This window comes from Coleofasciculus sp. LEGE 07092 (assembly GCF_015207375.1).
Lineage (GTDB): Bacteria > Cyanobacteriota > Cyanobacteriia > Cyanobacteriales > Coleofasciculaceae > LEGE-07092.
In genome coordinates this window covers 1-11,558 of sequence record NZ_JADEWY010000176.1, presented here as the reverse complement: position 1 = coordinate 11,558, position 11,558 = coordinate 1, and the positions used below count along the sequence as shown (strand labels likewise).

General features: G+C 45.4%; 9 protein-coding genes and 1 pseudogene. 6 read left to right on the top strand and 4 right to left on the bottom strand.

Annotated elements, in window-relative coordinates:
- The 4 genes from IQ257_RS26995 to IQ257_RS26980 all read left to right on the top strand — a co-directional run.
- Positions 1 to 494 (top strand): N-6 DNA methylase (locus IQ257_RS26995; RefSeq protein WP_193933362.1); only part of this gene is annotated, 494 nt, incomplete at its 5' end.
- A gap of 21 nt (positions 495 to 515) precedes the next feature.
- Positions 516 to 809 (top strand): nucleotidyltransferase family protein, encoded by a 294-nt coding sequence (locus IQ257_RS26990; protein ID WP_193882789.1) that lies wholly within the window; start codon positions 516 to 518, stop codon positions 807 to 809.
- Positions 806 to 1,162, top strand: coding sequence for a DUF86 domain-containing protein (locus IQ257_RS26985; protein ID WP_193882786.1), 357 nt, complete (start codon positions 806 to 808; stop codon positions 1,160 to 1,162). Before IQ257_RS26990 ends, IQ257_RS26985 begins: the two co-directional genes overlap by 4 nt.
- Before the next feature lie 6 nt (positions 1,163 to 1,168).
- On the top strand, positions 1,169 to 2,872 hold the full coding sequence (locus IQ257_RS26980; protein WP_193933360.1) for a restriction endonuclease subunit S: 1,704 nt from the start codon (positions 1,169 to 1,171) through the stop codon (positions 2,870 to 2,872).
- Between the two features lie 124 nt (positions 2,873 to 2,996).
- Here the strand turns inward: IQ257_RS26980 and IQ257_RS26975 are convergent, their stop codons facing one another.
- The 4 genes from IQ257_RS26975 to IQ257_RS26960 form a co-directional block, all read right to left on the bottom strand.
- Entirely contained in the window at positions 2,997 to 4,586 is a 1,590-nt protein-coding gene (locus IQ257_RS26975) for a rhomboid family intramembrane serine protease (RefSeq protein ID WP_228061067.1), read from the bottom strand.
- A gap of 337 nt (positions 4,587 to 4,923) precedes the next feature.
- The gene (locus IQ257_RS26970) at positions 4,924 to 6,648 is read right to left on the bottom strand and encodes a peptidoglycan D,D-transpeptidase FtsI family protein (protein ID WP_193881112.1); all 1,725 of its coding nucleotides are present in this window, start codon (positions 6,646 to 6,648) and stop codon (positions 4,924 to 4,926) included.
- 15 nt (positions 6,649 to 6,663) lie between these two features.
- Positions 6,664 to 7,188, bottom strand: coding sequence for a hypothetical protein (locus tag IQ257_RS26965; protein WP_228061066.1), 525 nt, complete (start codon positions 7,186 to 7,188; stop codon positions 6,664 to 6,666).
- A 104-nt stretch (positions 7,189 to 7,292) separates the two neighbouring features.
- Complete coding sequence (locus IQ257_RS26960; RefSeq protein ID WP_228061065.1) at positions 7,293 to 9,521, bottom strand: GAF domain-containing protein; 2,229 nt, start codon at positions 9,519 to 9,521, stop codon at positions 7,293 to 7,295.
- Positions 9,522 to 9,883: 362 nt separating this feature from the next.
- On the opposite strand from IQ257_RS26960, the gene IQ257_RS26955 reads away from it, so the two are divergent.
- Both IQ257_RS26955 and IQ257_RS26950 read left to right on the top strand, forming a co-directional pair.
- On the top strand, positions 9,884 to 10,027 hold the full coding sequence (locus IQ257_RS26955; protein ID WP_193881115.1) for a hypothetical protein: 144 nt from the start codon (positions 9,884 to 9,886) through the stop codon (positions 10,025 to 10,027).
- Between the two features lie 209 nt (positions 10,028 to 10,236).
- Positions 10,237 to 11,558: pseudogene (locus tag IQ257_RS26950) on the top strand (glycosyltransferase family 39 protein); the annotation flags it as partial.

Genomic DNA, 11,558 nt, shown 5'->3' with positions numbered 1-11,558 from the left:
CTGGGGTGGTTTTACCGGATGGGTTTTTGTTTGGGGAAGGGGTGAAAACGACTCTGAAGCAGGAACTTTTAGCTCAGTTTAATTTGCATACGATTGTGCGATTACCGAAGGGGGTGTTTAGTCCCTATACGAGTATTAGTACAAATATTTTGTTTTTTGAGAAGGGGAAAGCGACGGAGGAAATCTGGTTTTTTGAACATCCTTATCCCCAGGGTTATAAGTCTTATTCTCGTTCTAAGCCTTTGACGATTAAGGAGTTTAATCGGGAGAAAAAATGGTGGGAGAAGCGAGAGGTAACGGAATTTGCTTGGCAGGTTTCGGTTAAGGAGATTGAGGAACGGAATTTTAATTTAGATTGTAAAAATCCTCATTCTATGGAAATTAATCACGGTGAACCGGATGAGTTGATGGCAGAATATGAGGAGATTTCCCAGGAGTTGGCGGCGGTACAGGAGGCGCTGAAAGCTGAGTTGATGTTGGCGTTAGGTAGTTAAATTTTGGCAAAAAGATTGATTATGAGAAATTTAGAGGATATTAAACAGCTTTTACAAAAGCATCAAGATTTTTTAAGGACAAGGTTTCGGGTGTCTGAAATGCAAGTTTTTGGTTCCTATGCGAGGGGACAACAAACGGCTGATAGTGATGTAGATATTTTAATTTGTTATGAGTCCCCGCCGACACTCTGGATGTTAGGAGAATTACGGGATTATTTAAGTGAGATTTTGGGTTTACGGGTAGATATCGTGACGGAAAAAGGTCTTAAGCCAAGGATTCGGGAGCGGGTTTTGGCCGAGGCGGTGAAGGTATGACCAAACGAGATTTACTTGATTTTTTAGAGGATATTTTAGAGGCGATTGACGAAATTTTTAGTTTTATTCGAGGCGTTAGCTTTGAGGAGTTTGCCAATAATCGTGAAAAGGTTTTGGCGGTTGTTAAATTGTTGGAAATTATTGGGGAAGCAACTAAGAAAATTCCGTCTGAGTTGCGTGCCAAATATCCTGATATTCCTTGGAGTGCTGTGGCAGGAATGCGGGATATTTTAGTACATGAATATTGGCAGGTTGATGTGGAGGTTGTTTGGGAGACGGTTATTGATTCTCTTCCTTTATTAGCAAGAGTCATTTCAGAAATGATTCAAGATAATCGAGTTGAGGGAAGATAGGTTTTCATGGAAATTTTGGAACTTTTAGATAAATATTTTGATACAGCGTTTGCTGCACCGGATGGGGTGAAACGGTTACGGGAATTAATTTTAAGTTTGGCGATGCGGGGGAAGTTAGTACCGCAAGATGGGAGGGAACAGCCTGCGAGGGAACTTTTAAAGGAGATTGAGGCTGAGAAGGAACGGTTAGTTAAGGAAGGGAAGATTAAAAAGTCGAAGCCTTTACCGGAGATTAAGCCGGATGAGATTCCTTATGAAATTCCTGAAAGTTGGGAATGGGTGAGGATTAGAAGTATTTGTCATGATTGGGGGCAAAAAAAACCAGATAAACGTTTTACTTATATTGATGTCGGCTCTATTGACAATAAAAATGGAGTAATAAGTGATTCTGTTCAACTGCTAGAAAGTAAAGAAGCTCCTTCTCGTGCTAGAAAAATTGTCAATAGAGAAACAGTTATTTATTCAACTGTTAGACCTTATTTATTAAACATTGCAGTTATTGAAAAAGAATATGATTATGAGCCAATAGCAAGTACAGCATTCGCAATTTTACATCCTTATACAGTAATCAATACTCGTTTTATATATCATTATTTAAAATCTCCTACATTCATTGAGTATGTAGAAGATCAGATGAAAGGTGTTGCTTATCCAGCAATTAATGACGGAAACTTTTTTCAAGGTTTATTCCCCCTCCCACCCCTCCCAGAACAACGCCGAATAGTTGAAAAAATCGATCGCCTGATGTCCCGATGCGATGAACTGGAACGACTACGGGATAAGCGCAACCAAAAACGCCTGATAGTCCATGCTGCTGCGTGCGATCGCCTCTTGAACGCCAAGGATGATCAAGGGTTTAGAAAAGCTTGGGACTTTATCCGCCATAACTTCAGCGATTTGTATTCCGTTAAAGAAAACGTCAGCGAACTCCGTAAAGCGATCTTACAACTCGCGGTAATGGGTAAACTGGTGCCGCAAAATCCAGATGATCCGCCTGCTAGTGAATTACTCAAGGAAATTGAAGAGGAGAAGGAACGGTTAGTTAAGGAAGGGAAGATTAAGAAGTCGAAGAAGTTACCGGAGATTACACCGGATGAAATTCCTTATGATTTGCCGGAGGGTTGGGAGTGGAGCAGATTAAAAAGTCTTTCTCTGTTGATAGAATATGGCACTTCAAAAAAAACAGGAACCGATTCATCGAAGATACCTGTATACAGAATGGGAAACATATTTAATGGTCGATTAATTGACGTAAATTTTAAACACATTGATGAAAACATCGATGATTTGCCACGCCTTTATCTTCAGAGAAATGACATTTTATTTAATCGAACTAATAGTTATGATCTAGTTGGAAAAACGGCAATTTATCAAGGAAAAGATAATATTTCAACTTTTGCTTCCTATCTTATTCGTGTAAAACTTTATGAGAAATATATATTTCCTTTTTACATAAACATGGCAATGAATTCTCCTTATTTTCGTAAAACACAGATAGAACCAGAAATCATTCAACAATGTGGTCAAGCAAACTTTAATGGAACTAAACTATCTGAAACATTAATCCCCCTCCCCCCCCTTCCAGAACAACACCGTATAGTCGCCAAAGTCGATAAACTAATGACACTGTGCGACCAACTCGAACAACAAATCGATCGCGCCACTGACAAACAAACCACCCTCTTAAATGCAGTGATGAGTAGGGAGTAATTGCACGCCGACAGTATCTTTGACCTCACATTGACTAGCTCTTTAAGAAGCTATCTATTTTGGCGATCGCATCCTCAAGGATACCTGTAGGTGTGTAACTACTCAAAACCAGCTTTACAGACCACTAGTATTGACCTTGCCAATCATGTTTTAATAAACTACCAACGACAAAACCGATAATCAGTCCCGACGTATGACCCGTAAAACTAATCTGCGGAACTGAAAGGTCAAAAACAACCTGAAAGGCAATAATAAACAGGATAAACCGCAGACGTTGGGACGCAATGCGAGATTTTTCCCTGAACCAACCCCGCAATAAAATTGCCGCTGTCGCCCCCACAATTCCCATCACGCAGCCAGAGGCTCCAACGACAAATTCAGCCTGAGAGTATCCCCTCTCTGTAGCCAGAGTAACAACGAGCATCGAACCCACGCCAGCACTCAGGTAAAGAACCAGATATCGCCACACTCCTAAAGCAAATTCCACAAAAGGGCTGAGGATATAAAGCCCCAGCATATTCATTGAGAGATGCAGAATGCCAAAGTGAAGAAAAGTAGACGTTAATAACCGCCACCAAGCCCCATCTAGAACTTCCTCTGGAACCAATGCTCCCAAATAATACAAGGTATCCAGATTCTCGCTGCCCCCCAATCGAATCTCTAGAGCAAAAGCCAGCACATTCAACCCAATAATCGTCCCGGTAGCATAAGCCCTAGAACCCAAAAACCTCTCTCTACCGCTGTATCGAGTCTGATGCTGGAGATCGAGAGCGAGTCGGGAGAGAATGAGTTGGGATTGGTTAGTGAGTCCGATTTCTGGGTCTGCCAACGGCTGGGATAAGCGTCTTTGGGCAGCATTGCGGTAAGATACACTAGTGCTGTTACAAATAGTCAAGAATTGCTGACGCGCTGCATCTCTATCTCCCCCTGCCCAGTCAGCGGTTGCCAGCCAGAATAGACGGATAGGCTTTGGATAGAATGCCAATGTGCCTTTGAGCAATCGAACAACCTGTTCTTTTTGACCGCAAAAAGCAAAGGCAAATAAGTAGGCTTGATTCAGGCTTACGGCTCGATCCGTTTTTTCCAGCAGCGATTCAAAACCCTCGAGTTCTTGGAGTAAACCATTTAAGTTTCCTGTCTCTCCTAACCCTCGCAGGTAGTAGATAATTAAGTTAGGTTCGTCTTGCAGAACAGTAGGAGACAACTCAGATTGAATCCATTCTAGAAGGTCTTGCCAACGAGCCTCCATCTGGTAGGAAGCAGCAATGGCATATCGAACTAGGGCTTTGTTTTCCACTTTGTAGCGATTGACAATAGCTTTCGCTTTATCCGTTGCCCCTTGCTTGAGCATTTCCAGCGCCCACAGCAATTCAGAATAGTGACGCCAGCTTTTCGACGGATGTAGCCAGCACAAGATTGTCCCTAATTTGCTAGCTGCACCGAAGCGTTCCTTGAGTGCCAGTTGATTCACGAGCCTAAAGCCGAGGATTGGCACCAACATCAGCAACACCCATAAGCCCCCAGCAATCCAGCCAGCCCTTGCTGGGATTAGGAAATAAAAAGCAGCAGTAACGACTAAAACGAATCCTGAAACCAAAATCCAGCTACGGATGTAGGCAGCACCCTGACGCATCCTGACTCGCCCAATACCTACAATTAGGTTGAGAATGCATGAGGTGCAGACTATCCAGAGCAGTAAGTGATTGATATTCATTAGACCTCTCCAGAAATTAGATCTTAGCTCAAGCTGTACAAGGGTTTCAGACTCATTTTTAGAGAAGTCTATTGAATCTCACATCTTGCACGATTGTCGATAAACCCGAAAATCAGCCCGGAGTTCAAACTCCGGGCTAATAGCTCAAGTCCATTGAAATGGACTGAAACTCTTATCCAGTCCTCTTAAGAGGACTTTAGCTATTAGCCAGTGGTTAAAACCACTGGCGGGTTATTGCCACTGGTGCAAGTTATAGCAACTGCCAAGACGGTTAGGACATATATGTCCTAAGATATGTGTCCACTGCTGTATCTTTATCTTTATCTTATTCCGGCAACTATCGCTCTGTTGAAGCGGTTGTAGACTCGCTGGGCGGAATTCGCTCGATCGCAATCAGTGCTTCCATCACCGACTTCACAATGGGTGCGGCTACTGTCGAACCGAAAGCATTCCCCTTGGGTTCATCAACTACAGCTAATACCACATAACGGGGAGAATCTACGCTCAAAATACCCACAAAACTAGTGATTTTAGCATTCGTAAAATAGCCGCCTGCTGGACTAGCTTTCTGAGCCGTTCCTGTCTTACCTGCCACTCGATACCCTGGAATTTGGGCAACTTTCCCCGTGCCTTCACTGACGACAGCTTCCATCATTTCCAAGACACTTTGAGTCGTTCCTGGAGAAAAAATAGGGCGAGGCGCACTCAGATGGGGCTGCCAGTACAACTGCCCATTGCTATCAAATAACCCTTGAATGACATGGGGTGTTACTAACTTGCCACCATTCGCTAGAGTGGCGTGCATTTGAGCAAGTTGCATGGGGGTTAAAGAAAAGCCTTGACCGAAAGAGGCGGTAGCAGGTTCCACTGGCGAGGCGGTAAACTCTCGCTGACTTTTGATCTGTCCTGGTGCCTCAAAGGGTAAGTCAGTTTCTACTTTCTGTCCCAATCCTAGCCGTTCCAACCAGTCATAGTAAACCCCTGGCTTCATTTGTTGGATCATCCGAACCATACCCACATTACTGGAGTACTTCAAAATCTGAGTCAAGCTAATCGTGCCGTGAGCGATTTTGTCGTAGTTGGCAATAGACCATTTACCAATTTGAATTGAACCTGTATCGTTGAATAAGCTATCGGGTTGAATGGCACCTGTTTCCAACGCGATCGCTACGTTGAGCGGTTTGAAGGTCGAACCCGGTTCGTACAAATCCGTTAGCGCCCAATTTTTAAACAAGCCAACGTCAAAGTTATAGTATTTGTTCGGGTTGTAGGTTGGCTCTGACACTAAGGCTAGCAGGGAACCATCGAGTGCATCCATGACAATCACAGTTCCCCGCTTGGCGTTAAACTGCTCAATTTTTTCCTTAAGAGCAAAACGAGCCGCTCGTTGCAAGCGACTATCCAAAGTCAGTTGTAGCCGCAATTCATCAAAGTGGAGAAAGCCTTCAGGTACATGATCGGGCATCAATGAGCCATTACCAGCGCGGCTGAGTCGCAGCGTTCGCACTGCCCGTTCCAGTAGATCTTCTTGAGAGTATTCTATCCCCGCCTGACCTCGATGATCAACATCGACATAACCCACAACATCTGCTGCCAAATCCTGCTGAGGATAAAGGCGAGAATACTGTTGAATCATTTCCAGACCATCCATATTTAGTCTGGCAACTTGGTCAGCTACCTCTTCTGCCAGAGTATAACTGAGGCGAATGCCACTTGCTTGTTGATTGAATAACTTCTCCAACTCCGTTTGCGACTTTCCGAGAATTGGAGCCAGCGTCACAGCTACTTGCTGTTTAGAACTCTTGAACAGCTTGGGGTGAGCGTATAGGGTGTAGACGCGCCGATCAACGGCTAAAACATTATCGTTGCGGTCTACAATTGGGCGACGGGGAACGAAGGGGCGCAGGTAGATCATCTGCTGTTCCCGCGCTTTTTCCTCAAGCATGGGTGCCTGTACTACTTGCAGTCGGTACAGATTGAGTAACAGTCCAATCCCTCCTGCTATCAGCATTCCCCAAATCAGTAGCAGTCTGAAACGGGGCAGTTGAGAGAGTTTGGTCATGGGTCATTTGGCATTTTAATACCCTAATGGTGTCGTTGCTACTGCCTCTGAATGAGGAATCTGGGTAGAAGGCGTCTTAAGTTGGCGCTCGGGTGCCGGAGAGAGCAAGATAGTATTGGCTGTGGAGGGATTAACCAAACCTGTAGCTGGGCGTTCTGCTTGTTGAGCGAGTTGATCTTTGATCACTTCATTCGTGGTCGTTAGCTGCCGTTCATCGCGTTGCAGGGTTTCTAGTTTACGGTATTCCAGCGCCCACTGCTGCTGGGTGTAAACTGTCCAGGAATAAATGGTTAGGGTAGTGGCAATCAGAAAGAAAGTGAGCCAATCGGAACCGCGCTGTAAAACGACAAATACTTTTAACCAAGCGGGTATGAGCTGCCGTGAAGGATGAAGCCTTTCCACCTTCTGCCTCTGGGGTTTGACAGGCAGGGAAGATACCCTTGAGACTCTTGCTGTGTTGGATGGCGTTACCCTAGAGCTAACCATTGGTCTTCTAGACCGACGCCGTTGAGGTGAAAAGGAGCGAGAGGCAGCATTCATAAGCATTTCCCAGATAACAGTTATTAATTCGCTGATCGATTCTCGTTATCAGCTAAAAACCCATGTGACTGCCCCATCCTAGCATCCACAATTGATGGCGGCAGCTAGCCGTTGGAGATTACAGTAGGGGATTTAGCTGGAGAAGCAGAGTTCTGGGAATTGTCACCCATGGGTTCCGATTGGATAGAATGGTGATGTCTGACTGGAATTTCCAAGAGAAACTCTGTACCTTGACCCAGTTGAGAGTTGACTTTTAATTGACCGTGGTGCTGGTTGACTATCGTTTGATAGCTTACCGTTAAACCCAAGCCCCTGCCTTCGCCAACTTCTTTGGTGGTAAAAAACGGTTCAAAGATATTCGGCTGGATTTCTAACTGAATACCTGGACCATTATCGGCGATCGCAACTTGCACTCGACCCTCTTTGTTTAAATCGCTACTCCGTATCCATTGGGTTCGCAGCGTCAGGGTTTTGTCTGGCTTTTGCGAACGGTTAAGGGCTTCAACTGCATTAGTCAAGATACTCAGAAAGGCTTGATTGATTTGCTTTGGGTAACATTCTACTCGTGGCAAGTCATCATAGTGCCGCTCTATTTTAATCGTATTGATCAGCTGGTTATGCAAGATCAACATGATATTTTCTAAGGCGGCATTGATATCGATGGGTTTGAGGGACGCTTCATTGTGCCGCGAAAATTTCTGCAATAAGCGAACCACTTCATGAACTCGCTCGGCTCCCGATTGCATCGATTGCAGAATCTTGGGTAAATCTCTGAGGACAAAATCGACTTGCACCTCTTCAGCCAGTTGTTGGACTTGAGGCGATGCCAGAGAATATTCACATTGGTAAGCCTGCACCAAGCGGATTAAATCCTTAATGTAATGTTCCACGTAAGGAATATTACCGGAAATAAAGTTAATGGGATTGTTGAGTTCGTGGGCAACTCCGGCTACCATCCGACCCAAACTGGATAGCTTTTCACTCTGAATTAACTGGGCTTGTGTCAGCCGTAGTTCTTCAATCATTTCTGACAGCTTCTGAGCTTGCCGTTTACTGTGAGCCGCTTGCTGCCTGGTGCGAGCGTACAAATACGCTTGTTGTAGGGAAATAGCAAGCTGATTGGCAACCGCCTGAGCCAGTTCTTGGTCATGTTTTGACCAATACCGGATGTCGGAACATTGATTGAGATAAAGGATAGCATAGAGGGTGCCATTGGCTTGTACTGGCACCGCTAATGACGATTTTATCTGTGCTTTTTGATACTCTTGGTTGACTTGACCAATGCGTTCATCTTGGCTGATGTCAGAAATAATTACTAACTGACGGTGCTGAATGACCCATTGCGTAATGGGTCCATTGGGGTCAAAATCCTTCACGGAAGAGGTAAAGGGTTGAGAGCAAACTTCGTAAAGATGGTTGCGATTGAATGTATCATCATTACCCGTGGCGATCGCTGGTTCTGATCCAATTTCCAACGAGTTTAAGTAGTGGCAGTCTTCCACTAAATGTACCAGACATCGATCAGCGTCTAATGCCGATCGCAGATGAGTAATCGCTTCGGTTAAGATGACTTCTAGATCAAAACTCTGGCGAGTCTGAGTCGTGATGTGATTGACCAACTGCTCCCGAATCGCTTGTTTCTGAGTTTGTTCGTAGAGTTGGGCTTGACGGATGGCAATCTCTAACGATTCGGCAATCAACTCTAAAAACTGAATTTCTGGCGCTGCCCAAGGGCGAGGTTGCTCTGAAAGACAGGCAATATACCCAATACCGCCTTCTTTTCCCCTCACAGGAATGAGCAAGCTGGCTTTATATCCCCACAGATTATGATTACCCTGATGACAACGCCTAATTTCCTTACACTGAAGTCCGTCCCATGTTCCTAAGGGAGTTGCTATTTTGGTGCCGCACCACGTTGAACAAGCTCCTGCCTTATGGTGAGATTTCAGATGCTCACCCACCCCAGGTATCAACCCGAGGAACCGTTGAGCCATTGAACCCAATCGGTTCAAAAAGCATTCTGCTGTACCCGAATTGACGATTAATTTCCCCGTAGCGATCGCACAAGCCACCTCTCCAACGCTCTCTAAGGCTTGATATCCCAACTGAAACGGCTGACTATTGCTTGTTGAGCGTTTGCAGACGATTTCGACTCGCTGTCCCTCTTCAAAATACCAAAAGAAACTACAGCAATCTAGCTGGAGCAGTGCAGCTAGTTCATCGACTGCTGTTTGCAACACTACCTGTAGTTGGAGCGAGTTGCGAATCCGATCAACAATCTTCCGAGTTAGTGCTGCTTGCCGTGGAGGATACTTAATCCAAGCTTGGAGCAAGGGGAAAGCGCTCTTCAAAATCAAAAACACAATGCTGTCCTTAAACAATACTCCGCACCCATCTCGAACATCTCAACTTGATTCTAAATTTTAGATAGCCCAAAGAATCCCTACTCTTAAATCAACCTAAAGAGCGGGTGAGAGTTCGCAGTATGCATGCATTTTACTGGATTTGAGCAAAAATGGGGACAAGGGTGCCAATCTCTTTACATTTCTCTCTTCTTTACCATCTCAGGCTTGCCAAAAACACATTCTGCTGGTCAGGCTATCGTCAAAAACAATGGGTCATGATAAAACTGTAGAGTTGTAGTAGGCTAGCGTGACATCCTAATTGAACGCAGTCTTTAACAAAAGGGGAGTGTATGAATAAGAAATTTTTGGGTCTGTTTCTTGTATTTGCCCTAGGAATGTCCTTGGCAGCTTGTGGGGGCGGTGAAGAACCCCTTGAAGAGGAGTCTCCGGCTGAAGTTCCTACTGAGTCTCCGGCTGAGTCTCCAGCTCCATAGGTTAGCCAGTTAAAAGCACGACGCGCTAAAACTTAGCGATCGCGCTATCTTAAACGTCAGTAACATTCCTGCTGACGAGCGGGCGATATCCAGACATTGAATCTGGAGTCGCATTTTTTTTGCGAACACTCTTGATCTGCTATCCCCAGAGCCTATTTACTTGATAAGGTAATTTGCCAGAGTGCATCACGGCTAAAGTTGAATCCTCAATGCTCGTCTATTACCTATCGAGTCGGTATTGGTTAAAAGAACTCCCCCAAAGCCGCTGGTTTCATCCCCTGCTGCTTCTCCTGTGGTTGACAGTTGGTACTATGCTGCGCTGTGCTCGTCTGGACGCGCTACCCCCTTGGACGGACGAGTTTGCGACGATGGTGTTTAGTTTGGGTCATAGTTTTACCACTGTACCCCTCGATCAGATCATAGGTTCAGAGGTTCTGCTACAACCTGTGCAACCGACAGCCGATGCGGGTATCGGTGCGGTGGTGGATCGCTTGCTGCAAGAAAGTACCCATCCTCCCGTTTATTTTGTGCTGGTACACCTGTGGTTGAAGCTGTTTCCAGCAGAAGACGGACTGGCATCAATCTGGGGAGTGCGATCGCTTTCGGCATTATTGGGTATTGCCTCTATTCCTGCTATATTCGGTTTAGGTTGTCTGGCATTTCGTTCCCGGTTAGCGGGTCAAATTGCTGCTGCAATGATGGCAGTTTCCCCCTTTGGTGTGTTCTTGGCGCGTGATGCCCGTCACTACACCCTAGTAATTTTAATAGTTATTGCTTCCCTGTGTTGCTTAATTGTCGCTGTTCGCGCAATTCACCGCTGCGAACCGTTACCAATTTGGATGGGGTTAGTCTGGGTAGGTGTAAACAGTCTGGGGATGGCAACTCATTACTTTTTTACGCTTACCCTTTGTGCTGAAGGAATTGTGGTGTTGGCGCAAGCTTGGCAGGATAGGGGGGGGTTAATGCGATCGCATTGGCGGCGCATCTATGCCGTAGCAGCAGGAACGTTAATCGGGTGTCTAGTCTGGTTGCCAGCGTTACAAGCTATCAATGGCAGTGAACCCACCACTTGGATTTATGATGGCAATCCTACCGGTGAATGGTTGGCACCCATTGGGCGAGTTCTGCTTTGGGCGCTGAGTATGGTAATGTTGCTGCCTTCAGCCGTCACGGTTCTGCCGATTGGGATAGTGGTGATTTCAGGTTTGCTAACCCTACTATTTTTAGTGGGGATAATGCCAAGTCTACAGCAGGGCTTTAAAATTCAGCAGTACTATCGTGATACCCGTTTAGGGCTTCAGGTTTTGGGGGGATATGTAGTGGGAGCGATCGCGTTAGTCTTTGGCTTCACCTATGGTTTAGGAATGGATATAACCCTGGGAGCGCGGTTTCAGTTTGTTTACTTTCCGGCTGTTATTGTGCTGTTGGGAGGGATACTTGCCGGAGTTTGGCAAAAGGGGAATTTAGAGGAAAGAGACAAGGAAATAAACTACACAGGAGTTAGTCAATTCTGCTCCCCTGCTCCCCCGCT

What these genes read in the sequence shown, in the direction of transcription:
- IQ257_RS26990 (WP_193882789.1), top strand. Translation starts at nt 516, where the DNA reads ATGAGAAATTTAGAGGATATTAAACAGCTTTTACAAAAGCATCAAGAT.
- IQ257_RS26985 (WP_193882786.1), top strand. Translation starts at nt 806, where the DNA reads ATGACCAAACGAGATTTACTTGATTTTTTAGAGGATATTTTAGAGGCG.
- IQ257_RS26980 (WP_193933360.1), top strand. Translation starts at nt 1,169, where the DNA reads ATGGAAATTTTGGAACTTTTAGATAAATATTTTGATACAGCGTTTGCT.
- IQ257_RS26975 (WP_228061067.1), bottom strand. Translation starts at nt 4,586, where the DNA reads ATGAATATCAATCACTTACTGCTCTGGATAGTCTGCACCTCATGCATT.
- IQ257_RS26970 (WP_193881112.1), bottom strand. Translation starts at nt 6,648, where the DNA reads ATGACCAAACTCTCTCAACTGCCCCGTTTCAGACTGCTACTGATTTGG.
- IQ257_RS26965 (WP_228061066.1), bottom strand. Translation starts at nt 7,188, where the DNA reads ATGAATGCTGCCTCTCGCTCCTTTTCACCTCAACGGCGTCGGTCTAGA.
- IQ257_RS26955 (WP_193881115.1), top strand. Translation starts at nt 9,884, where the DNA reads ATGAATAAGAAATTTTTGGGTCTGTTTCTTGTATTTGCCCTAGGAATG.